Consider the following 22,078-nt stretch of genomic DNA (forward strand, 5'->3'; position numbering starts at 1 on the left):
GATCAGGCCGCGCGCGTGGCGACCGCCGCCTGGGTCAGCTTGAAGCGCTCGCGCACGGAGTGCTCGATGCCCTTGGCGTCGAGCCCGCATTGCGACAGCAGGAAGGCCGGATCGCCATGGTCGACGAAGCGGTCGGGCAGGCCAAGCTGCAGCACCGGCACGGCGATGCCGGCGGCGGCCAGCGCTTCAAGCACCGCGCTGCCCGCGCCACCCATCACACAGCCTTCTTCGACAGTGACGAGATAGTCGTGCTCGTCCGCCAGCTTCTTCACCAGTTCTTCGTCGAGCGGCTTGACGAAGCGCATGTTGGCCACCGAAGCATCGAGCGCCTCGGCTGCGCCCAAAGCCGGGTGCAGCATCGAGCCGAACGCCAGGAAAGCCACGCGCTGGCCGGCGCGCGCGCCGCCGGTACGGCGCATCTCGCCCTTGCCGACCGGCAGCGCGGTGAGCGCGGCCTCGGTCGCCACACCGGCGCCGGCACCGCGCGGATAGCGCACGGCGGTCGGGCAGTCCTGCTGGAAGGCCGTGGTCAGCAACTGGCGGCATTCGTTCTCGTCGGCCGGCGTCATCACCATCATATTGGGGATGCAGCGCAGGAAGGCGATGTCGTATGCGCCGGCGTGGGTGGCGCCATCGGCGCCCACCAGGCCCGCACGGTCGAGCGCGAACACCACCGGCAGGTTCTGCAGCGCCACGTCGTGGATCAGCTGGTCATAGCCGCGCTGCAGGAAGGTGGAGTAGATCGCCAGCACCGGCTTGAGGCCTTCGCAGGCCAGGCCGCCCGCGAACGTCACGGCGTGCTGCTCGGCGATGCCCACATCGTAGTAACGATTCGGGAAGCGCTTTTCGAACTCCACCATGCCCGAGCCTTCGCGCATGGCGGGCGTCACGCCGACCAGCTTGGGATCGGCGGCAGCCATGTCGCACAGCCAGTCGCCGAACACCTGGGTATAGGTCTTGCGGGCCGGCTTGGGCGACGGACGGATGCCTTCAGCCGGGTTGAACTTGCCGGGACCGTGGTAGAGGATCGGGTCGGCTTCGGCCAGCTTGTAGCCCTGCCCTTTCTTGGTGACCACGTGCAAGAACTGCGGGCCGCCGCCCTCGAGGGCGCGCTGGCGGATGTTCTGCAGCGTCGGCACCAGCGACTCGAGGTCGTGGCCATCGATCGGGCCGATGTAGTTGAAGCCGAATTCCTCGAACAGCGTGGCCGGCACCACCATGCCCTTGGCATGTTCCTCGAAGCGCTTGGCGAACTCGAGCACCGGCGGGGCCACCGACAGCACCCGTTCGATGCCCTTCTTGGTGGCGGCATAGAACTTGCCGCTCATCAGCCGGGCCAGGTGGTTGTTGAGCGCACCGACCGGCGGCGAGATCGACATGTCGTTGTCGTTGAGCACCACCAGCAGCGGCAGGTCCTTGTAGACGCCGGCGTTGTTCATGGCTTCGAAGGCCATGCCGGCGGTCATCGCGCCATCGCCGATCACGGCGATGGAAACGCGCTTCTCGCCCAGCGTGCGGGCGCCCAGCGCCATGCCCAGCGCCGCCGAGATGGACGTGGAGGAATGCGCGGTGCCGAAGGTGTCGTATTCGCTTTCGCTGCGGCGCGGGAAACCCGAGATGCCGCCCCACTGGCGCAGCGAGTGCATGCGGTCGCGGCGCCCGGTCAGGATCTTGTGCGGATAGCTTTGGTGGCCAACGTCCCATACCACGCGGTCGTCCGGTGTATGGAAGACGTAGTGCAGCGCGATGGTCAGTTCGACCGTACCAAGGTTGGACGACAGGTGGCCGCCGGTTTGCGACACCGATTCGAGCACGTAGGCGCGGAGTTCGTCGGCCAACGTCTTAAGCTGGCGGCGGTCCAGCCGGCGGAGGGCTGCGGGGTCGTCTATAGTTTTGAGCAGTGCGTAGGTCATGATGTCCGTTCGGCGGCCGGATTCTTGTGCCCGGTTGTCGGTTTTCCTGCTTGTCAATTCAGCTCGCGCTCAATTCGAGCGCAGCACGATGAGATCGGCCAGTTCGGCCAGGCGTCCGGCGCGCGCGCCGAAGCCTGCCAGCGCCTCGTGCGCCGTGGTCCGGAGCTGCCCGGCCAGTTGGCGGGCAGGTTCGAGCCCCATCAACGACACATAGGTCGGCTTGTCATGGGCCGCGTCCTTGCCGGCGGTCTTGCCCAGCGTGGCGGTATCCGCGGTCACGTCGAGGATATCGTCCACCACCTGGAACGCGAGGCCCACGGCCGCGGCATAGCGGTCGAGCGCGGCCATGCCTGCCTCGTCCACCGTGCCGCAATAGGCGCCCATGCGCACGCTGGCCCGCAACAAGGCACCGGTCTTCATGCGGTGCATTGCCTCGAGTTCGCCCAGCGACATCGCCAGGCCGACATGCTGCAGGTCGATTGCCTGCCCGCCCGCCATGCCGACCGAGCCCGAGGCCCGGGCCAGCTCGGCCACGAGGCGCAAGCGCGCGGCGGCGTCCAGCGAGGCAAGCGACGCCGACTCGGCCAGCACCACAAATGCCTGCGTTTGCAGCGCGTCGCCCACCAGCAGCGCCGTCGCTTCATCGTAGGCCTTGTGCACAGTAGGACGGCCGCGACGCAAATCGTCATCGTCCATGCAGGGCATATCGTCGTGCACCAGCGAGTATGCGTGGATCATCTCCACCGCGCTGGCGGCCGCGTCGCAAGCCTCGGGCGCCGCACCGGCCACTTCGCCGGCCGCATGCACCAACAAGGGGCGCACACGCTTGCCGCCGCCGAGCACAGCATACCGCATGGCTTCGTGCAGCGTGCAAGGCACTGTTGCATTCGTGGGCAACGCGGCATCGAGCGCGGCCTCGGTCCTGGCGCCCTGGGCGCGCATCCAGGCGGCGAAATCGCCGGCTTCCACATTCTGGCGAGAGTCGCTCATTCCGCGTCTCCCTGGATGCCGGCTTCGGCGGGCATGGGCTTGAGGACGTCGCCTTCCAGCACCTTGACCTGCTGCTCCACGCGCTCGAGCATCTGTTGGCAGTACCGGACCAGTTCAGCCCCGCGCTTGTACGCCGCCAGCGAATCTTCCAGCGGCAATGCGCCACCTTCCATGCTGGCTACCAGCCCCTCCAGTTCGGCCATGGCGGCTTCGTAGGAGGCGGGCGGCGCGGAGGCGGACCGCTGGTCGGTCGCGGCCGGATCGGTCTGGGCCGGGGAGCTCGTTGTCTTTGGCATTGCGGACATGGAATCTGGGGAAGCAGGGATTTTACGCCAAAGCGAGGCGATGCCCGCATCCCTTGCATAGGGGTGCCCCTCAGGCCGTTGTCCGAAAGTGACTTGTGCGCTTGGGTCGTCTTTCCGAATGCGCCCTGAACGGCACCCCCATGACGACCCGGGTCGACTTTTTCGCTAAAAAGGCAAAAAAATCAGTCCCTTAACTTTTTGCCTCGGGTACAATCCGCGGTTCGTCAGCGCGAACTAAATCCACTGGCCCGGAAGCGGACCAGGGCGCGGCTGACTGTCTTTCCCATATCGATTTCTTTTCGATGGTTGGGTTGTTCACTGCTTTCGCCTGTCATAGGGAGTGGGGATAATGTCCAATCTCAGCACCGCGCTGAAACTGGTGCCGGCTGATACGCAACTGCCCGTCAACGTCTACATCGACGAGGCACTGCACCAACAAGAACTGGAACTGCTGTTCAAGAAGGGCCCTGGCTATGTCGGCCATGAACTGATGATCCCCGAGCCGGGCGATTATCACGCGCTCGCGGCAGAGGACGAGGGCCGCATCCTGGTACGCAATGCCGACGGGATCGAGCTCATGTCCAACGTCTGCCGCCACCGGCAGGCCATCATGCTCAACGGCCGCGGCAATGCGAAAAACATTGTCTGCCCCTTGCACCGCTGGACCTACGACCTGAAGGGCGAACTGCTCGGCGCACCGCATTTCGCCGAGCAGCCGTGCGTCCACCTGAAACGCTCGCCGCTGCAAAACTGGAACGGCCTGCTGTTCGAGGGCGAGCGCGATGTGCGGGCCGACCTGGCGCGCCTGGGCGTGGCCGAGGACCTGAACTTCGACGGCTACCTGCTCGACCACGTCGAGATCCACGAGTGCAACTACAACTGGAAGACCTTCATCGAGGTCTATCTGGAGGACTACCACGTCGTACCGTTCCACCCGGGCCTGGGCAGCTTTGTCTCCTGCGACGACCTGAGCTGGGAGTTCGGCGACTGGCACAGCGTCCAGACGGTGGGACTGCATGCCGGCCTCAAGCGCCCCGGCAGCCCCACGTACCAGAAGTGGCATGAGGCTGTCCTGCGCTTCAACAACGGCGTGCTGCCCAAGTACGGCGCGATCTGGCTCACCTACTACCCCAACATCATGGTGGAGTGGTACCCGAACGTGCTGGTGATATCGACCCTGCACCCGCTCGGGCCGAACAAGACACGCAATGTCGTGGAGTTCTACTACCCCGAGGAAATCGTGCTGTTCGAGCGCGAGTTCGTCGAGGCGGAGCGCGCAGCGTATATGGAAACCTGCATCGAGGACGACGAGATCGCCGAGCGCATGGACGCCGGGCGCCGCGCACTGGCGAAGCGTGGCGTCAGCGAGACAGGACCCTACCAGTCGCCGATGGAAGACGGTATGCAGCACTTTCATGAATGGTATCGCCGCGCCATGTCCTTTACCGGCTGACCAGCGGGAAAAGGCTTTGCGGGCCGCACAGGCATCGCGGCGAACAAAACGGACCGCCCGGGCGGTCCGTTTTGCGTTTGGTGCGGTGCACTCGCGCTGCTACAATCGCCGCTTCCGGTGTGCGCCCGGCGCCTCGCCGCCCCTGCGCCGGCCATTCGCTTCGCGCGAAGCCTTTCGCGATGCCGCCCTGCTTGTCAATCACCAGGCGCGGCTCGCGCGCTGTTCATTCTTCCTTTCGCCCCGCCATGCAATCGCTCTGGATGCTGTTCGCCGCCTTCGCCTTTTCGTTGATGGGGGTAGGCGTCAAGCTGGCGTCCGAGTTCTATGCCACCGGCGAGATCGTGTTCTACCGCAGCCTGATCGGCGTGATCATCATGTGGACGGTGCTGGCTTCGTCGGGTACCTCGGTACGCACGCCGCATATGTCCATGCACATCAAGCGCAGCCTGTTCGGCGTGACCGCCCTGCTGCTGTGGTTCACCTCGATCACCATGCTGCCCCTGGCCACGGCGATGACCCTGAACTACATGTCGCCGGTCTGGATCGCGCTGATCCTGGGCGCCGGCGCCGCGCTGGCGGGCACAGGCGGCGCAGACCGCAAGCTGATCGGCGCCATCCTGATGTCGTTCGCCGGCGTGCTGTGCCTGCTGCAGCCGTCCGTCGGCCACAACCAGCTCACCGGCGGCCTGATCGGACTTATCTCCGGCATCTTCACCGCGCTGGCCTATGTCGAGGTGCGCCAGCTCGGCCAGCTGGGCGAGCCCGAAGGGCGCATCGTGTTCTATTTCTCGGCAGTCGGGATGGTGGTGGGCCTGGCCTGGATGCTGCTCACCGGCCCAAGCGCCCACACCTGGCATGGGGCGGGCCTGCTGCTGGCCATCGGCATCCTTGCCACGCTCGGGCAGACCGCGATGACGCGCGCCTACAAGCGCGGCAACACGCTGCTCACCGCCAACCTGCAATACGCCGGCATTGTGTTCTCCAGCTTCTGGGGCATGATCATCTGGCGCGACCAGCTCAACTGGCTGTCCTGGGTAGGCATGGCGCTGATCATCGCGAGCGGCATCGCCACCACCCTGACCCGGGCCCGCGAAAGCTCCAACAAGCAGCCGACCGCCGATACCCCGGTCAAGTCCCCCGAGGCGGAAGTGCACCCCGAGGTGTAGCATCCAAGGTGGCGAACGGTGCTCACCCGCCGATGCCGCACAGCCCTCCCAACCCAAGGTTATGCCATGTTCACCACCCTGATCTCCAGCCAGGACCTGCGCGCGCTGCGCGAAGACAGCAGCCGCCACAGCGTCGTGATTGACTGCAGCTTCGACCTGGCCAACCCCGCCGCCGGACGCGATGCCTACCATGTGGGCCACCTGCCGGGCGCCTTATACCTGCACCTGGACAACGAATTGTCCGGCGAGAAGACGGGGAGCAACGGCCGCCACCCCTTGCCCGATCCCAATACGCTGGCCGCGCGCCTGCGCGCGCTCGGCGTGAATGAAGACACCCAGGTCATCGCCTACGATGCGCAGGGCGGCATGTACGCGGCACGCGCCTGGTGGCTGCTGCGCTGGCTGGGCCACGGCGCGGTGGCGGTACTGGATGGCGGCAAGAACGCATGGGTGGCGGCCGGCCTGCCGCTCGAGGCCGGCAATACGCCAGACCCCGAAACGCCCGGCAACCTGATACGCAAGGCCTCGCTGGTGCCCACGGTGGATGCCGACGCAGTGCTGGCCAACCTGGCAAACCCGAAGCGGCTGGTGGTGGATGCCCGCGCAGCGGACCGTTTCCGCGGCGAGAACGAAACGCTCGACCCCGTCGGCGGGCATATCCCCGGCGCGGTCAACCGCTTCTTCAAGGACAACCTGGAAGGCAACGGCAGCTTCAAGCCGGCCGCCGCGCTGAAGCAGGAGTTCGGCCAGGTGCTGGGCGGCACGCCGGCCAGCGAGGCGGTCATGCAATGCGGCTCGGGCGTGACCGCCTGCCACAACCTGCTGGCGCTGGAGGTGGCGGGCTTGCCGGGCGCCGCGCTCTATCCGGGCTCCTGGAGCGAGTGGTGCGCCGACCCGGCCCGGCCGGTGGCAAGCGGCGCCTGAACGCGGGCGGCTTGCGCCGCCCAGGCTTCCTTATCTGGCGGAAGCCGCCACGCCGTGCGCATGGGCATGGCCATGCGCCTCGTGCACGCCATTGGTGATGAAGAAGATCGCGCAGATCCCGGTGGCCACCAGCACCACCTGGATGATCGACTCGCGCCAGCGCGGCTTGCGCTGCATCTGCGGCATCAGGTCGCTGACGGCAATATAGACGAAGCTGCTCGATGCGATCACCAGCACGTAGGGAATCCAGCCGCTCATCTGGTCGAGCAGGAAGTAACCCACCACGCCGCCGGCAATGGCAGCCAGGCTGGACAGCAGGTTGAAGGCAAAGGCGCGCGCCTTGGAGAACCCCGCGTTGAGCAACACGATGAAATCGCCAACTTCCTGCGGGATCTCGTGGGCGGCAATGGCCAGCGCGGTGACCAGGCCGATATGCGGATCGGCCAGGAAAGCGGCGGCGATCACGATGCCATCGGCAAAGTTGTGGAAGGTATCGCCCACCAGGATGGCCATGCCGCTGCGGCCGGCTTCCTCGCGGTCGTGGCCGTGATGGTGGTGGTGCCCGTCGCCTTCGTGATGGTGCGAGTGGCGCAGCAGCGCCACCTTCTCCAGCAGGAAGAAGCCGAGCAGGCCGGCCAGCAGGGTGCCGAACAAGGCACGCGGATCGGCGCCCGATTCGAAGGCCTCCGGCAGGGAATGCAGCAGGGCCGTGGCCAGCAGCACGCCGACCGAGAAGCTCACCATGCGCTCGACCACGCGCGAGGCTACCGTCAGCGACAGCAGCGCCGCCCCCAGGATACTGCCCACCCCCGAGATGGTGGCGGCAAGCAGGATGTAGACAAGCGTGGAATGGATGATGGGCTCCCGGGACCGGCTATCCGCTCAACAGTAGCGGCACCGACCTTAGACGCAACACTGTTGCAAGAAACGAAGCACGCATTGTACGTAGATTGGCGCCGACTTTGCAAATCCTGCGGCACAAGCCGTATTTGCCGCTCGCTCCGCCGGCGCCAGGATTCAACGCAAGCTATCGCACCGCCCTACACACCGTGTTGCTTGAACCACGCCAGGCAGCGCTGCCAGCCATCCTTGGCGTCGGCTTCCCGGTAGCTGGGCCGGTAGTCGGCATTGAAGGCATGGCCGGATTCCGGATAGACCACGAAGGTGGAGGCCTTGGCAAAGGGATCGCTCGATGCCGCCAGCGTCGCCTTCATTTTCTCGACCTGTTCCTGCGTGATGCCAGTGTCCTTTCCGCCATAGAGGCCCAGCACCGGCACCTTGAGCTGGCCGGCCAGGTCGATCGGATTCCTGGGCTTGACCGGGGTCGGCTCGCCCACCAGCTGGCCATACCAGGCCACGCCCGCCTTGACCTGCTGACTATGCGCGGCGTACAGCCAGGTGATGCGTCCGCCCCAGCAAAAACCGGTGATGGCCAGTCTGCTGGCATTGCCGCCGTTGGCCTTGGCCCAGGCCACCGCTGCGTCGAGATCGCCCATGACCTGCTCATCCGGTACCTTGGAGATCAGCTTGGACTGCAGTTCCTGGATGGTGCCGAAGCTGCTGGGATCGCCCTGGCGCGCGAATAGCTCCGGCGCGATGGCGAGGTAGCCCAGCTTGGCGAAGCGCCGGCAGATATCGGCGATATGTTCGTGCACGCCGAAGATCTCGCTCACCACCAGTATCACCGGCAGGTTGGTCTTGCCTTCCGGCTGGGCGCGATAGGCCGGCATATTGAAGCCGCCCGAGGCAATGGTGACCTCGCCGGCGGTAAGGCCGGCGAAATCGGTCTTGATGGCCTGCGCCATCACGGGCAAGGCGGCCGCGGCAAATGCCGAGCCCAGCGCTGTCTTGACGAAGGCGCGGCGGTCATAGGACTGGCCGGGTACGAGGCTTTCCACTTCTGGCTTCAGCATGCGGTCTCCTGTTTGGCTTGGATGGCGAATCTGGGTGGGCAAGACATGGGGCGGCGCTGCCGGTCGATACTGGCAGCGCCGGGAGTCCGATTCTAAGCAAACATGGAGTTCAGCGCACGCGGCCGGCAAGAGGGGCGAACCTCGCCCTTGCGCGGCTCATGCGGCTCAGCTTAGTGCAGCTTGACGCGCGGGCTGGTCTTGCTGCGCAGCCAGTGGGTCACGGTATCCAGTCCCATGCCCACGGCACCGTGCAGCGCCATGACATGCATGCGGTACAAGGAGGTGTACATCACCCGGGCCATGAGGCCTTCGATGAACATCGAGCCGCCGATCAGGCCGCCCATCAGGCTGCCGACCGCGCTGAAGTGCCCCAGCGACACCAGCGAGCCCAGATCCTTGAAGGCGAACGACGGCAGCGGCTTGCCGGACAGCCGCGCGCGCAGCGCGTTGTAGAGGAACACGGCTTGCTGGTGCGCGGCCTGGGCACGCGGCGGGACGGCGCCCTGTTTCTCGGGCCAGGGGCAGCTGGCGCAATCGCCGAAGGCGAAGATATCGGGATCGGCTTCGCTTTGCAGGGTGGGCTTGACCACGATCTGCCCCATCCGGCTCACCGGCAGGCCAAGCGTGGAAAGCACCGGCGGCGCGGTGATGCCGGCGGCCCACACCGTCAGGTCGGCATCGATGTGCTTGCCGCTGGCGGTCAGCACCGCATCCTCCGTGACCTCGGTGACGCGCTCGGCGGTGAGTACCTCGATGTCGAGCTTGCGCAGCAGCTTGGTGGTCTCGGTGGACACCCGCTCGGAAAGCGCGGGCAGGATGCGCGGGCCGGCCTCGACCACGTGGATGCGCACGTCGCGGCGCGGATCCAGCTGATGCAGCCCGTAGGCGCTGAGCACATGCGCGGTATTGCGCAACTCGGCCGAGAGTTCGACGCCCGTGGCGCCGGCCCCGATGATGGCGACATCCACGCGCGGGCGGCCGTCGTCGCCGATGCGCCCGCGTCCGTTCTGGGCGCGCACGCAGGCCGAGATCAGCTTGCGGCGGAAGCGTTCCGCCTGGTCCACGGTGTCGAGCGCGATGGCGTTGTCCGCGGCGCCGGGCACGCCAAAGAAATGCGTCACGCAGCCGATGGCCAGTACCAGGGTGTCGTAGGGCAGTTCGCGCGCGGGCAGCAGTTCCGTGCCGTCGAGGTCGACGCAGGCCGCCACCGCGATGGTCTTGCGGGTGCGGTCGATGCCGGTCAGCTCGCCTTGCTGGAACTCGAAATGGTGCCAGCGCGCCTGCGCTACGTATTCCAGCTGATGGGTGTGGGGATCCATGCTGCCGGCGGCGACTTCATGCAGCAGCGGTTTCCAGATATGCGTGGGGGAGCGGTCCACCAGTACCACCTGCGCGGCCCCGCTCTTGCCGAGCTTGTCGCCCAGCCGCGTGACCAGTTCCAGACCGCCTGCTCCTCCTCCGACTACGATGATGCGATGCGCCCTTCCCTCTGTGCTCATGATCTACCCAGTGTCGTCGATATTCTTTTGCGGGGCCTGACGCGAGCCAGTGACCCCGGCTTTCCGCCAGTCTGCTGCACAGCAGCAAGACTGGCAAGACGCCAATCACCGATTCAGCGGTCGCTTCAATCGGAACCAGAATGCAGGAATAGCGGGACGGGGGCAATCCCGGAGCGGCCCCAGGGGCCGCCCCGTGCGTTTAGTGCGCCTCCTCCCAGTTGCTGCCGGCACCGACCTCGGCCACCAGCGGCACGCGCAGCTCAGCCACCGAGCACATCAGCTCCGGCAGCTTCACCTTGACCAGTTCCAGCTCGGCCTGCGGTACTTCCAGCACCAGTTCATCGTGTACCTGCATCACCTGGCGCGTACCCAGGCCGTCGCGCTCAAGCCAGTTCTGCACGGCGATCATGGACAGCTTGATCAGGTCGGCGGCGGTGCCCTGCATCGGCGCATTGATGGCAGCCCGCTCGGCGCCCTGGCGGCGCGGGCCGTTGCCGCCATTGATATCCGGCAGCCACAGGCGGCGGCCGAACACGGTCTCGACGAAGCCCTGCTCGCGCGCGGTCTGCCGCGTTTCTTCCATGTACCGCGCCACGCCGGGGTAGCGCATGAAATAACGGTCGATATAGTGCTTGGCCGCCTCGCGCTCGATGCCGAGGTTGCTGGCCAGGCCAAATGCGCTCATGCCGTAGATCAGGCCGAAATTGATGACCTTGGCGTAGCGGCGCTGCTCGCTGCTGACCGCATCCGTGCTGACGCCGAAGATCTCGGCCGCGGTGGCGCGGTGCACGTCCTCGCCTTCGGCGAACGAGCGCATCAGGTTCTCGTCGCCCGAGATATGGGCCATGATGCGCAGCTCGATCTGCGAATAATCGGCCGACACGATCACATTGCCGGGGGCGGCGATGAAGGCCTCCCGGATGCGGCGGCCTTCCTCGGTGCGCACCGGGATGTTCTGCAGGTTGGGCTCGGTCGAAGCCAGCCGGCCGGTCACCGCGGTGGTTTGCCCATAGCTCGTATGCACGCGCCCGGTGGCCGGGTTGACCATCTTGGGCAGCTTGTCGGTATAGGTGGACTTGAGCTTGGCCAGGCCACGGTAGTCCAGCAGCAGCTTGGGCAGCGGGTAATCCTCGGCCAGCTTCTGCAGCACTTCTTCGTCGGTGGAAGGCGCGCCGCTGGCGGTCTTCTTGACCACCGGCAGCTTCATCTGGCCGAACAGGATCTCGCCGATCTGCTTGGGCGAGCCAAGGTTGAAGGGCTGGCCCGCGGCCTCGTAGGCGGCTTGCTCCAGCTCCAGCATGCGCTGGCCGAGTTGCGCGCTCTGTGCGCCCAGGCGGTCGGAATCGATCAGCACGCCGTTGCGCTCGATCTTCTGCAGCACCACGGAAACCGGCATCTCGATCTGCTCGTAGACGTAGCGCACGCCCTGCAAGGCCTCCACCTGCGGATACATGTTGCGGTGCAGGCGCAGCGTGACGTCGGCGTCCTCGGCGGCGTATTCGGTGGCGCGCGCAATGTCGATCTGGTCGAAGCCGATCTGGCTGGCGCCCTTGCCGCACACTTCCTCGTAGCTGATGGTCTTGAGGCCGAGCAGACGCTCGGCCAAGCTGTCCATGCCGTGGTTGCGGTGGGACGCCAGCACGTAGCTCTGCAGCATGGTGTCATGCGCGATGCCACGGAAATTCACGCCGTGGTTGGCGAAAACATGCGAGTCGTATTTCAGGTTCTGGCCTACCTTTGCGCGCGACGGATCCTCCAGCCAGGCACGCATGCGCTCCAGCACGGCCTCGCGCCCGAGCTGGCCGTTGGCCTCCAGGCCGACCACATCGGGGCCGCGGTGGGCAACCGGGATATAGCAGGCTTCGCCCGGCTCGATCGACAGCGAGATGCCGACGAGTTGCGCCTGCATCGGGTCCAGCGAGGTGGTCTCGGTGTCGATGGACACCAGCGGCGCGGTTTCGATGCGCCGCATCCAGGCTTCCAGCGCCGCCTCGGTCGCCACGGTTTCGTAGCGGATCTGCGCGGGCGCCGGGGCGTCGTCGAACAGACCGCCCTGGGCCGGGCCCGCCTCTGCCGCCGCCGTACCGCCGGCAGCGGGCTGCGCCGCGCTGGCGCGCGCCTGGGCACGGGGGTTCGGCAGGCTTTCACCGGTCGCCTCGCGCAGCCAGGTCTTGAAGCCATAGCGCGCAAAGAAATCGATCAGCTTTTCCTTGTCCTCGCCGCTTTCCCTGAGCTGGTGGAAATCGGCCAGCGAGCTCTTCAGGTCGCAGTCGGTCTTGACCGTCACCAGCTCGCGCGCCTTGGGCAGCCACTCCAGCGTGTTGCGCAGGTTCTCGCCCACCACGCCCTTGATGCCGGCGGCGCCGACCATGATGTCGTCGAGCGTACCGTATTCGGTGAGCCATTTGACCGCCGTCTTGGGGCCGACCTTGGGTACGCCGGGCACGTTGTCCACCGCATCGCCGATCAGCGAGAGGTAGTCGACGATGCGCGCCGGCGGCACGCCGAACTTGGCCACGACGCCGGGCGGGTCGAGCACTTCGCCGCTCATGGTGTTGACCAGGGTGACATGGTCGTCGACCAGCTGGGCCAGGTCCTTGTCGCCGGTGGAGACCACCGTGCGCATGCCTTCGGCGGTAGCCTGGCGGGCCAGCGTGCCGATCACGTCGTCGGCCTCCACGCCCTCCACCACCACGATCGGCCAGCCCAGCGCGCGCACCGCCTCGTGGATCGGCTCGATCTGCCTGGCAAGGTCTTCGGGCATCGACGGGCGATGCTCCTTGTAGGCAGGATAAAGATCGTCGCGGAAGGTCTTACCCTTGGCGTCGAACACGCAAGCGCTATACTCTGCCGGGAAATCGTTGCGCAGCTTGCGCAGCATATTGATCATGCCGTAGATTGCCCCTGTGGGCAGCCCCTCCCCGTTCCTCAGATCCGGCAGGGCGTGATACGCGCGATACAAATAGCTCGACCCATCGACGAGCAAGAGTGTTTTTGGACTATCCGACATTCCCATGGACTCAAAATTGACTGGTGCCGCCGCAGGCGGTGCGAACGCCGCCCCCCTCTCCGACGCAGCCGGCGCCGAAAACCCGGCGGCGACCCTCAAGCAGGCCGCGGAAGGCAGTATTACCACCGCGGCCGATATGGACGTGAACGTGACGGTCAGCACTGCCGCCGAAGGCCCGGGAGATACGGCTCCCGCCTCCGGCATCCGCGCCAACCCACGCAAGATGATTCCCAGCCTGCGTGCGCTGGCCGACGAAGACCGCGCGACTGCAAAGAAGGCGCGCGCCTCGTGGCAAATGTTCACGATTATGGCAGAGTTCATCGAGGCGACCGAGTACCTTTCGGAGATCCGCCCGGCCGTCTCGATCTACGGCAGCGCGCGCCTGCGCGAGGATTCCCCCTACTACCAGCGCACCATCGAGATCGCCCGGCTGTTCTCCGACGCCGGCTTCGCGGTCATCTCGGGCGGCGGCCCGGGCATCATGGAAGCGGCCAACAAGGGCGCCCACGCAGGCAAATCGGCCAGCGTCGGCCTGAACATCGAGCTTCCGCACGAGCAGCAAGGCAATCCGTACCAGGACATCGCCATGCGCTTTCGCCACTTCTTCACGCGCAAGGTGACCTTCGTCAAGAATTCGGACGCCTTTATCGTGATGCCGGGCGGCTTCGGCACGCTCGACGAGCTGGCCGAAGTGCTGACCCTGGTGCAGACCGGCAAGTCCCGTGCCGTGCCGGTGGTGCTGTTCGGCAGCCGTTTCTGGAAGGGCCTGCTCGACTGGTTCCGCTTCACGCTGCTGCCGATGGGCCTGATCGCCGAGCATGACCTCGACCTGATGAAGATCGTCGACGAGCCGCATGAAGTGCTCGAAGCGGTCTATGAGTACTACGAGCAGCGCGGCGGCGACAACCCGATCCCGCCCAAGGAAGAGATGTTCTACCTGTAAGCAGGGCTTGCACCGGGGCCGCCCGCCCTTCCGGAGCCGCAAGGCCCCGGAGGCGGCATGTTGCACCGCCGGCCGACAGCCCCCGCCATTTCCGGACCCGTGCTTGGGCGGCCGCCTCTTAAAGGTGGCCGCCGGGTCACCGCAAGGGGCCCGGCGCGGGCAGGAATTGCTAGAATGGAAGCCTGACACACTGCCAAAGCCCGGCGCCGCCGGACTGCAGCGCCATTCGTGGTGCAGCATGCCCAGAGCCTGCAGCACTGCACAGGAGCCTTCAATGACCTCCCCCACTCTCCTGGCCACCGCACGCGCGGAAGAGCCGGAGCCGTTCCCGGCCGCCGCCCGCGCGCTGGGTTTTGCAGCCCTGCTGGCGCTTTGCGCCCCCGCTGCGGTGATGGCGCAGCCGAACACCGAGCAGGCGGGCGGCGCCCTGACCCAGCAAGAGCTGAACCAGATCAATAACCGGCCGATCACCACGCCGGCCAAGACCCAGCTGAACCAGCCGCGCGAACCGAGCTTCCAGCTCAATGAGCGGGATGGCACTCAGGTCCGGGAATACAAGAACAAGGGCCAGGCCACCGATATCGAGGTCAAGTCCGGCATGGGCACCAAGTACCAGATGAGCAAGCCGGAAGACAGCTCGCCGAAGATCCGGGACCATGACACGAACCGCGTACCATCAGTCAAGGTGCTGCAATTCTGAGCACCGGCGCGCCGGGTTTTAGCACCCCGGCTCCCGGGCCCCTGGTTTTCGCTGTCTGCTTTCTGCTTCTTGTTTTCTGATTTCTGATTTCCCACGACCCCGCCAGACGATCACGGCGGGGCCGCGCCGGCGTTTCCGGCATCCATGCCGCGAGAGCCAAGCTTGCTTGCGCCCGCCGCCATCCGTTTCGATTCAAAAAAAGAGTATGGCCGTATTCACCACGGTCTCGCCGGACGAGATCGCCAGTTGGCTCCTTGATTACAACCTGGGCGAAATGCGCAATTTGCGCGGCATTGCCTCGGGCATCGAGAACAGCAATTTCTTCCTGACCATGGAGCAGGATGGCTGCACGCATGAATATGTGCTGACCATCTTCGAGCGCCTGACGTTTGAGCAGTTGCCGTATTACCTGCACCTGATGGCCCACCTGGCGGCGCACGGCATCCGCGTGCCGGCCCCGGTCCCGGACCGCAGCGGCGAAATCCTGCGTACCCTCAAGGGCAAGCCGGCCACCATCGTCACGCGCCTGCCGGGTGGCTCGCAGCTGGCCCCCGGGGCCGGGCATTGCGCGGAAGTGGGCGACATGCTTGCCCGCATGCACCTTGCCGGCCAGAGCTATCCGCGCCAGCAGCCGAACCTGCGCAGCCTGCCCTGGTGGCAACAGACGGAGGGCGAGATCCTGCCTTTCCTGAATGCCGGCCAGCAAGCGCTGCTGCGGCAGGAACTCGCCCACCAGACCGCATTCTTCGGCAGCACCGCTTACGCGGCGTTGCCGGGCGGCCCCTGCCATTGCGACCTGTTCCGCGACAATGCGCTGTTCGAGGACGACCAGGGCGGCCAGGACAAGCTGGGCGGCTTCTTCGACTTCTACTTCGCCGGCAACGACAAGTGGCTGTTCGACCTGGCGGTCACCGTCAATGACTGGTGCATCGACCTGGCCACCGGCACGCTCGACGATGCCCGCGTCCAGGCCTTGCTGCGGGCTTATCATGCTGTGAGACCGCTGGGGCCCACCGAGGCGCAGCACTGGCGCGACATGCTGCGCGCCGGCGCGCTGCGTTTCTGGATTTCCCGGCTGTGGGACTTCTACCTGCCGCGCGAGGCCGACATGCTGCAACCGCACGACCCAACCCATTTCGAACGCATCCTGCGCCGGCGCATCGAAGCCGCCGCGCTGCCCTGGACCTGACCGTCATGCAATTACTGGAAGTCTCCGCCAAGGAAGGTTATGTCTGGTTCCGCCAGGGTGTCTGGCTGTTCCGCAAGAACCCGCTCGCCTTCCTGATGCTGTTGTTTGTCTACCTGATCGCCGCGCAACTCGCGGTGTTCGTGCCGCTGATCGGCATCATCGCGCTGCTGGTGGTCACGCCTGGCCTGTCGGTCGGCATCATGACCGCCTGCCGCGAGGTGATTCTGAACAAGCGCGTGCTGCCCACCGTGCTATTGGCCGGTTTCCGCGGCAATGGCAAACAGGCCAGCCGCAACCTGCTGGTGTTGGGCGGTATCTATGCGGGGCTGGTGTTCGTGCTGAGCCTGATCGCGGGCAGCCTGGTGGATATCAGCACACTGGTGCCCATCCTGCTCAAGGAAGAAGCGCCGTCGGCCGAGGCCGTGCGCCAGCTCTACTTCGCGCTGATGATCGGCGCCGCGCTGTACACGCCGATTGCCATGCTGTTCTGGTTTGCCCCCCTGCTCACGGCCTGGCACAACGTGCCGCCGGTCAAGGCGCTGTTCTTCAGCTGGACCGCGTGCTGGCGCAACCGTGGCGCGTTCCTGGCCTACGGCGTGGTGTTCGCGGTATTGCTGGTGGCGGTGCCTTTTTTCCTCGAGGCGTTGTTCGGCGCGCTGGGGGCCGAAGCGGTGCTGTCCTTCCTGGTCACGCCGTATTCGCTGCTGATGCTGGCGATCATGTATTGCTCGTTCTACGCCACCTACCGCGGCTGCTTCAATGTGGTGCCGGAGCAAGCGGCGGGCAGGACGGACGTGGCCGCCTGAAGACCTGACGGCTGGCGCCGGCCCAGGCGTGACCTGCCCCTGTCACGCGGCCGGCAGGTCGAACAACCGCGCCGCATTGCGGTCCGGCGCTGCGGCCAGCGGCCCCAGCCACTCCCATACCTTGCGCTGCAGGCCGCCATAGTCGGCCTCGGCCTCGTGATTGGTCCACGGCCAGTCCGATCCCCATAGCAGGCCTTGCTCGCCCAGGCAGTGGTGCCAGCCGGCCACCACGCCCCGCAAGTCGGCCGCCACGCGATACGGCGCGCTCAGCTTGACATAGACCTCCCTCTGCCCGCGCCACTGCGCGGCACAGGCCAGCATCGGCGCATCGCCCCGCGCACCGGCCGCCGGCTTGCCGAAATGATCCAGCACCAGCGCAATCGGCACCGCAGGCAGCCAGGCCTGCAACTCGTGCAACCGGCCGGGATCGGTGTGCAACTCCAGGTGCCAGCCCAGCGCGTGGGCCGCCTCCAGCAGCGCAGGCCAGCGTGCATCACGCCATGATGCGTCTGCGTGCCGTCCCACCATATTCCAGCGCAGGCCGCGCACGCCCAGTCCATGCAGGCGCGCCAGCTCGCCAACGGACACCGCCGGGCCTAGCACGCAAACACCTCGCAGCGCGGGCGAAGCCGCCAGCGCCGCCTCCAGTTCGCTGTTGTCGCTGCCAAAGAAACTCGGCTGCACCACCACGCCCGCGCGCACGCCGTGCGCGCCGGAGATGGCTTGCCACTGCGCCAGGCTGGCGCCGTAGGCAGGCCGGTAGCGCGCACCGCCCACGGCGGGGGCATCTGCGGAAAACACGTGGAAATGGGTATCGATCTGGAACATGTTCTGGCCCGGGGGACGGCGCATGCCGCGCATGGATGGTAGCGCCTGCCACCTTGCGCCGGCCAGGCGCGCGGTGGTTGACACCAGTGCCCCTCCATTCTATGCTCTAGTCCTATAGATGACTAGATACCTCGGCGATGCACATCGGCCGGGGCACGCACCCCGGAGACACGAATGCCCGACCGCTCCACCCTGCCCGCCCCGACGGGAACCGGCCTTGACGCCTCGCCCGCCAGCCTGGCCGCGCCACGCTGGGCTCGCATCGCGACCGCGCTCAAGGGCCGCATCCTGGCCGGCGAATGGACTTCCGGCACCGCCATTGCGGCGGAGAGCGCGCTGGCGGAGCACTACGGCGTGGCGCTGGGCACCATGCGCGCCGCCATCCAGGCGCTTGTGGACGAAGGCCTGCTGGAACGCGTGCATGGCCGCGGCACCTTCGTGCGCGGCGCGCTGACGGGCGCCACCATGGCGCGGTTCTTCCGCTTTGGCGATGCCGGCTCGGAGATTCCGGAGTCGCGCATCGTGTCGCTGCGCACGCTGGCTGCCCCGGCGGATGTAGCGGCGCAGCTTGGGCTGGCAACGGGCGCGGCAGTGCTGCGCGTAATGCGCCAGCGCGGCTGGGAAGGCCAGGTCCGGCTGCTGGAGACCATCTGGCTGCCGGCGGCGCTGTTCAGCGAACTGGCCACCCTCAAGCCCGCCGAGTTCGCTCCCCTGCTCTACCCGATGTATGCCGAGCGCTGTGGGGTCACGGTCGGCCGCGCCGTCGACGACTTGCGCTTCACCCGGCTTGGCGCGCGCGAGGCCGCCCAGCTGGCCTTGCCGGAGGGCCATCCGGCGCTGGCGGTCAGCCGCGTTGCCTTCGACCTGGCGGGGCGGCGTGTGGAGTTCCGCCAGACGCTGGGCAATGCTGACGATTTCCACTATCGCGCCGAGGTTCGCTGAACCGCCCGAGAGCGCGCCGCCGCAAGCGCGGGCCGGCGCAGCTTTCCATACCGATACCTACCCGAGGAGACCCATGCGATTCCCAACCCGTCTTTGCGCCAGCGCCCTGTGCTGGCTCGCCGCCGGCGCCAGCGGCTTTGCGCACGCGCAGGCCTGGCCTGCCGCCAAACCCATCCGGCTGGTGGTCACCTACGCGCCCGGCGGCGGCGCCGACACCATGGCCCGCATGATCTCGCCGCGCCTGGGCCAGGAACTGGGCCAGACCATCGTGGTCGACAACCGGCCAGGCGCGGGCGGCCAGATCGGCACGGACCTGGTGGCCAAATCGGCGCCGGATGGCTACACGGTGTTGCTCGATGCCGCGTCGTTCGCGGCCAACCCGTCGCTCTACAAGCGGCTGCCCTACGATCCGGTCAAGTCCTTCGTCCCGGTCTCGGTGCTGGCGCTTTATCCCAATATGCTGGTGGTGAATCCGAAGTTCCCGGCCAAGTCCACGCAGGAGCTGGTCGCGATGGCCCGCGCCAAGCCGGGCAGCATTGCCTATGCGTCATCGGGCAACGGCTCGGCCCAGCACCTGGCGGGCGCGCTGTTCGCGCAGCGCATGAAACTGGACTTGCTGCATGTGCCGTACAAGGGCGGCGGCCCCGCCATGGCCGATGTGATTGCCGGGCAGGTGCCGGTGTTTTTTGCCAATACAGCCTCCGGCCTGCAACATGTGCGCGCCGGCAAGCTGCGTGTGCTCGGCGTGACCGGCGCCAGGCGCACACCCATCCTGCCGGACACGCCGACGCTGGCCGAGTCAGGCGTGCCGCAATATGAAGTCTACGAGTGGAATGGCGTGTTCCTGCCGGCAGGCACGCCGCCGGAGATCGTCAAGCGCTTGTCGGATGCGATCCGCAAGGTCATCAACCTGCCTGAGAACCGCGAGCGCGTGACCAGCCTGGGCGGGGAGATCGTGGCCGGCACGCCGGCCGAGGCGGCAAAGTTCATCCAGGCCCAGACGACCGAATGGGCCAAGGTGATCAGGGAAGGCAACATCCAGCTGGACTAGCCGCCTCCCTGATCGCCAGGCCGTTCAGTCGATCGGGTCCAGCTTGGCCACCGACAGCACCAGCCACTTGGCGCCGTGGCGCTTGAAATTGATATTGGCGCGCGCCCCCTCGCCCTCGCCTTCCAGCCCGGTGATCACCCCCTCCCCGAACTTGTTGTGGAAGACGCTCTGGCCGATGCGCAGGCCCGCGCCGGCCTGGCGCTTGGCGTCGGCATAACCGTTGCCGGTGTCCATGCCGCCGGTGGGCTGGGTGCCCGAGTAGGGCACGTCCTCCGCCCGCTTGAACCAGTCACGGCCCCAGCCGCCTTCGCTCTGCTGGCGGCGCTGCTGGGTGCCGCCGCCATAGGCCTGCGCCGGCGGCATGAGCCACTTCAGCGATGCGTCGGGCAGCTCCTCGAAGAAGCGCGACCGCACGTGGTAACGCATCTGCCCGTGCAGCACGCGGCTTTGCGCGAACGAGAGGTAGAGCCGTTCGCGCGCGCGCGTGATCGCCACGTACATCAGGCGGCGCTCTTCCTCCAGCCCGTCGGATTCCTTGGCGCTGTTCTCGTGCGGGAACAGGCCTTCTTCCAGCCCGGTAATAAAGACCGCGTTGAACTCCAGCCCCTTGGCGGCATGCACCGTCATCATCTGCACCGCATCCTGGCCGGCCTGGGCCTGGTTGTCGCCGGCTTCCAGCGAGGCATGGGTGAGGAAGGCCACCAGCGGCGTCATCACGGCCGGCAGCGCTTCGGGATCGAGCACCTGCTGGACCTGGTCGCCGTCGGCCAGCGCCGGCAACTGCGCGCCCTCGCGCCCGACCGGGATCGCGCTGGCCAGCGCGTCCAGCCCGTAGCCCTCTTCCGTCACGAACGCCTGCGCCGCCGTCACCAGTTCCTGCAAGTTCTCGATGCGGTCCTGGCCTTCTTTCTCGCCGCGATAGTAGTTGATCAGGCCGCTGGTGTTGGTCACGTACTCCACCGTCTCCGGCAGCGTCATGCGGCGCGTCTCGGCACGCATCTGCTCGATCAGCCGCACAAAGGCGCCCAGCGTGCTGCCGGCCTTGCCGGCCACGTAGGCCACCGCCTCGGCGAGCGAGCAATCATACTGGCGCGCCGCATCCTGCAGCGATTCCAGCGAACGCGCGCCGATGCCGCGCGCAGGGAAATTCACCACGCGGCCGAAGGCGGCGTCGTTGCGCGGGTTCTCCAGCAGTTGCAGGTAAGCCAGCGCGTGCTTGACTTCGGCGCGCTCGAAGAAGCGCAGGCCGCCGTACACGCGATAGGGGATGCCCGACGAGAAGAGCGCGTGCTCGATCACCCGCGACTGCGCATTGCTGCGGTAGAGGATGGCGATCTCCGAGCGGCTCATGCCCTGCGCGATCAGGTCGCGGATTTCTTCCACCAGCCAGGAAGCTTCCTGGCCGTCGGAGCCGGCCTGGAACACCCGCACCGGCTCGCCGTGACCGGCATCGGTACGCAGGTTCTTGCCCAGGCGCCGCGCGTTGTGGGCAATCAGGTGGTTGGCCGAATCCAGGATGTGGCCGTGCGAGCGGTAGTTCTGCTCCAGCTTGATCATGTGGCGCACGCGGAACTCATGCTCGAAGTCCCGCATATTGCCGACATTGGCGCCGCGGAAGGCGTAGATGCTCTGGTCGTCGTCGCCCACGGCGAACACCGCGGCCGGGCTCTGCGTGCCGAAGCCCGCCAGCATCTTGAGCCACCGGTATTGCAGCACGTTGGTGTCCTGGAACTCGTCCACCAGCACGTGGCGGAAGCGATGCTGGTAGTGCTGGCGAATGGCGTCGTTGTAGCGCAGCAGTTCGTAGCAGCGCAGCAGCAGTTCGGCGAAATCAACCACGCCTTCGCGCTGGCACTGCACGTCATAGGCGGCGTAGAGGTCGACGAAGCGGCGGTTGAAGTCGTCGTTGGCCTCCACATCGGCCGGGCGCAGGCCTTGCTCCTTGGCGTTGTTGATGAAGTACTGCAGATTCTTGGCCGGGTACTTCTCGTCATCGACGTTGAGCGACTTGAGCAGGCGCTTGAGCGCGGAGAGCTGGTCCTGGCTGTCGAGGATGGCGAAGGTCTGCGGCAGGCCGGCGTCGCGGTAATGGGCGCGCAGCATGCGGTTGCACAGGCCGTGGAAGGTGCCGATCCACATGCCGCGCGTATTGATGGGCAGCATCGAGGTCAGCCGCGTCATCATCTCCTTGGCGGCCTTGTTGGTGAAGGTCACCGCCAGCAAGCCCGCCGGGGACACCCGGCCGTTCTGGATCAGCCACGCGATGCGGGTGGTCAGCACACGCGTCTTGCCGCTGCCCGCCCCGGCCAGGATCAGCGCCGGTTCGTCAGGCAAAGTGACGGCGGCTAGTTGTTCGGCATTGAGATTGGCAAGCAGGTCGGACATCGGGGAGGCCTTGTGGAGTGCCCCGAATTATACCGGGGTACCCGCCGGCCTCCCCGGCGCT

The 22,078-nt window shown here is 66.6% G+C and carries 18 protein-coding genes; 9 read left to right on the top strand and 9 right to left on the bottom strand.

Going from position 1 to position 22,078, the window contains the following annotated elements; all coding sequences use genetic code 11:
* Positions 1 to 2 precede the first annotated feature (2 nt).
* From dxs to CF70_RS15815, 3 genes are all read right to left on the bottom strand, one after another.
* Positions 3 to 1,913, bottom strand: coding sequence for a 1-deoxy-D-xylulose-5-phosphate synthase (dxs, locus tag CF70_RS15805; protein ID WP_035866420.1), 1,911 nt, complete (start codon positions 1,911 to 1,913; stop codon positions 3 to 5).
* 69 nt (positions 1,914 to 1,982) lie between these two features.
* Positions 1,983 to 2,903 (bottom strand): polyprenyl synthetase family protein, encoded by a 921-nt coding sequence (locus tag CF70_RS15810; protein WP_035866425.1) that lies wholly within the window; start codon positions 2,901 to 2,903, stop codon positions 1,983 to 1,985.
* Positions 2,900 to 3,199 carry an exodeoxyribonuclease VII small subunit gene (locus CF70_RS15815; protein ID WP_035866429.1) on the bottom strand — a complete coding sequence of 100 codons (300 nt, stop codon included), beginning with the start codon at positions 3,197 to 3,199 and terminating at the stop codon, positions 2,900 to 2,902. Before CF70_RS15815 ends, CF70_RS15810 begins: the two co-directional genes overlap by 4 nt.
* A 358-nt stretch (positions 3,200 to 3,557) precedes the next feature.
* Here CF70_RS15815 and CF70_RS15820 point away from each other — a divergent pair, with 358 nt between their 5' ends.
* The 3 genes from CF70_RS15820 (at position 3,558) to CF70_RS15830 (ending at position 6,751) form a co-directional block, all read left to right on the top strand.
* Positions 3,558 to 4,661, top strand: a complete 1,104-nt coding sequence (locus tag CF70_RS15820) for an aromatic ring-hydroxylating oxygenase subunit alpha (RefSeq protein ID WP_035866432.1) — start codon at positions 3,558 to 3,560, stop codon at positions 4,659 to 4,661.
* 245 nt (positions 4,662 to 4,906) lie between these two features.
* Positions 4,907 to 5,827, top strand: a complete 921-nt coding sequence (locus tag CF70_RS15825; RefSeq protein WP_035866435.1) for a DMT family transporter — start codon at positions 4,907 to 4,909, stop codon at positions 5,825 to 5,827.
* 66 nt (positions 5,828 to 5,893) lie between these two features.
* The gene (locus tag CF70_RS15830; RefSeq protein ID WP_035866438.1) at positions 5,894 to 6,751 is read left to right on the top strand and encodes a sulfurtransferase; all 858 of its coding nucleotides are present in this window, start codon (positions 5,894 to 5,896) and stop codon (positions 6,749 to 6,751) included.
* 30 nt (positions 6,752 to 6,781) lie between these two features.
* On the opposite strand, the gene CF70_RS15835 is transcribed toward CF70_RS15830, so the two are convergent.
* The 4 genes from CF70_RS15835 to polA all read right to left on the bottom strand — a co-directional run bounded on the left by CF70_RS15835 (position 6,782) and on the right by polA (position 13,173).
* On the bottom strand, positions 6,782 to 7,609 hold the full coding sequence (locus CF70_RS15835) for a ZIP family metal transporter (protein ID WP_051648537.1): 828 nt from the start codon (positions 7,607 to 7,609) through the stop codon (positions 6,782 to 6,784).
* A 182-nt stretch (positions 7,610 to 7,791) separates the two neighbouring features.
* Complete coding sequence (locus tag CF70_RS15840; RefSeq protein WP_035866444.1) at positions 7,792 to 8,664, bottom strand: dienelactone hydrolase family protein; 873 nt, start codon at positions 8,662 to 8,664, stop codon at positions 7,792 to 7,794.
* A gap of 170 nt (positions 8,665 to 8,834) precedes the next feature.
* Entirely contained in the window at positions 8,835 to 10,163 is a 1,329-nt protein-coding gene (locus CF70_RS15845) for an NAD(P)/FAD-dependent oxidoreductase (protein ID WP_035866447.1), read from the bottom strand.
* Between the two features lie 199 nt (positions 10,164 to 10,362).
* The gene (gene polA, locus CF70_RS15850) at positions 10,363 to 13,173 is read right to left on the bottom strand and encodes a DNA polymerase I (protein ID WP_035866450.1); all 2,811 of its coding nucleotides are present in this window, start codon (positions 13,171 to 13,173) and stop codon (positions 10,363 to 10,365) included.
* Positions 13,174 to 13,177: 4 nt separating this feature from the next.
* Between polA and CF70_RS15855 the strand changes: the two genes are divergently transcribed.
* The 4 genes from CF70_RS15855 (at position 13,178) to CF70_RS15870 (ending at position 16,811) form a co-directional block, all read left to right on the top strand.
* Entirely contained in the window at positions 13,178 to 14,116 is a 939-nt protein-coding gene (locus CF70_RS15855) for a TIGR00730 family Rossman fold protein (RefSeq protein ID WP_235185069.1), read from the top strand.
* Positions 14,117 to 14,390: 274 nt separating this feature from the next.
* Positions 14,391 to 14,816, top strand: a complete 426-nt coding sequence (locus CF70_RS15860) for a hypothetical protein (RefSeq protein WP_035866452.1) — start codon at positions 14,391 to 14,393, stop codon at positions 14,814 to 14,816.
* A gap of 205 nt (positions 14,817 to 15,021) precedes the next feature.
* Positions 15,022 to 16,005 carry a homoserine kinase gene (locus CF70_RS15865; protein ID WP_035866455.1) on the top strand — a complete coding sequence of 328 codons (984 nt, stop codon included), beginning with the start codon at positions 15,022 to 15,024 and terminating at the stop codon, positions 16,003 to 16,005.
* A 5-nt stretch (positions 16,006 to 16,010) separates the two neighbouring features.
* The gene (locus tag CF70_RS15870) at positions 16,011 to 16,811 is read left to right on the top strand and encodes a BPSS1780 family membrane protein (RefSeq protein WP_035866458.1); all 801 of its coding nucleotides are present in this window, start codon (positions 16,011 to 16,013) and stop codon (positions 16,809 to 16,811) included.
* 42 nt (positions 16,812 to 16,853) lie between these two features.
* Here the strand turns inward: CF70_RS15870 and CF70_RS15875 are convergent, their stop codons facing one another.
* Positions 16,854 to 17,723, bottom strand: coding sequence for an amidohydrolase family protein (locus tag CF70_RS15875; RefSeq protein WP_152561830.1), 870 nt, complete (start codon positions 17,721 to 17,723; stop codon positions 16,854 to 16,856).
* A 90-nt stretch (positions 17,724 to 17,813) separates the two neighbouring features.
* Between CF70_RS15875 and CF70_RS15880 the strand changes: the two genes are divergently transcribed.
* Together CF70_RS15880 and CF70_RS15885 are read left to right on the top strand one after the other, a co-directional pair.
* Positions 17,814 to 18,581 carry a GntR family transcriptional regulator gene (locus CF70_RS15880; protein WP_035866460.1) on the top strand — a complete coding sequence of 256 codons (768 nt, stop codon included), beginning with the start codon at positions 17,814 to 17,816 and terminating at the stop codon, positions 18,579 to 18,581.
* Positions 18,582 to 18,654: 73 nt separating this feature from the next.
* A complete protein-coding gene (locus CF70_RS15885; RefSeq protein WP_035866462.1) occupies positions 18,655 to 19,632 on the top strand; it encodes a tripartite tricarboxylate transporter substrate binding protein in 978 nt (325 codons plus the stop codon).
* A gap of 24 nt (positions 19,633 to 19,656) precedes the next feature.
* Here CF70_RS15885 and CF70_RS15890 read toward each other — a convergent pair whose 3' ends face one another.
* Positions 19,657 to 22,017 (bottom strand): UvrD-helicase domain-containing protein, encoded by a 2,361-nt coding sequence (locus CF70_RS15890; RefSeq protein ID WP_035866465.1) that lies wholly within the window; start codon positions 22,015 to 22,017, stop codon positions 19,657 to 19,659.
* Between the last annotated feature and the right edge of the window lie 61 nt (positions 22,018 to 22,078).

It is taken from the genome of Cupriavidus sp. SK-3, from assembly GCF_000611145.1.
GTDB lineage: Bacteria > Pseudomonadota > Gammaproteobacteria > Burkholderiales > Burkholderiaceae > Cupriavidus.

What these genes read in the sequence shown, in the direction of transcription:
- polA (WP_035866450.1), bottom strand. Translation starts at nt 13,173, where the DNA reads ATGTCGGATAGTCCAAAAACACTCTTGCTCGTCGATGGGTCGAGCTAT.
- CF70_RS15885 (WP_035866462.1), top strand. Translation starts at nt 18,655, where the DNA reads ATGCGATTCCCAACCCGTCTTTGCGCCAGCGCCCTGTGCTGGCTCGCC.
- CF70_RS15870 (WP_035866458.1), top strand. Translation starts at nt 16,011, where the DNA reads ATGCAATTACTGGAAGTCTCCGCCAAGGAAGGTTATGTCTGGTTCCGC.
- CF70_RS15810 (WP_035866425.1), bottom strand. Translation starts at nt 2,903, where the DNA reads ATGAGCGACTCTCGCCAGAATGTGGAAGCCGGCGATTTCGCCGCCTGG.
- CF70_RS15880 (WP_035866460.1), top strand. Translation starts at nt 17,814, where the DNA reads ATGCCCGACCGCTCCACCCTGCCCGCCCCGACGGGAACCGGCCTTGAC.
- CF70_RS15855 (WP_235185069.1), top strand. Translation starts at nt 13,178, where the DNA reads ATGGACTCAAAATTGACTGGTGCCGCCGCAGGCGGTGCGAACGCCGCC.
- CF70_RS15865 (WP_035866455.1), top strand. Translation starts at nt 15,022, where the DNA reads ATGGCCGTATTCACCACGGTCTCGCCGGACGAGATCGCCAGTTGGCTC.
- dxs (WP_035866420.1), bottom strand. Translation starts at nt 1,913, where the DNA reads ATGACCTACGCACTGCTCAAAACTATAGACGACCCCGCAGCCCTCCGC.
- CF70_RS15860 (WP_035866452.1), top strand. Translation starts at nt 14,391, where the DNA reads ATGACCTCCCCCACTCTCCTGGCCACCGCACGCGCGGAAGAGCCGGAG.
- CF70_RS15825 (WP_035866435.1), top strand. Translation starts at nt 4,907, where the DNA reads ATGCAATCGCTCTGGATGCTGTTCGCCGCCTTCGCCTTTTCGTTGATG.
- CF70_RS15845 (WP_035866447.1), bottom strand. Translation starts at nt 10,163, where the DNA reads ATGAGCACAGAGGGAAGGGCGCATCGCATCATCGTAGTCGGAGGAGGA.
- CF70_RS15890 (WP_035866465.1), bottom strand. Translation starts at nt 22,017, where the DNA reads ATGTCCGACCTGCTTGCCAATCTCAATGCCGAACAACTAGCCGCCGTC.
- CF70_RS15820 (WP_035866432.1), top strand. Translation starts at nt 3,558, where the DNA reads ATGTCCAATCTCAGCACCGCGCTGAAACTGGTGCCGGCTGATACGCAA.
- CF70_RS15840 (WP_035866444.1), bottom strand. Translation starts at nt 8,664, where the DNA reads ATGCTGAAGCCAGAAGTGGAAAGCCTCGTACCCGGCCAGTCCTATGAC.
- CF70_RS15815 (WP_035866429.1), bottom strand. Translation starts at nt 3,199, where the DNA reads ATGCCAAAGACAACGAGCTCCCCGGCCCAGACCGATCCGGCCGCGACC.
- CF70_RS15830 (WP_035866438.1), top strand. Translation starts at nt 5,894, where the DNA reads ATGTTCACCACCCTGATCTCCAGCCAGGACCTGCGCGCGCTGCGCGAA.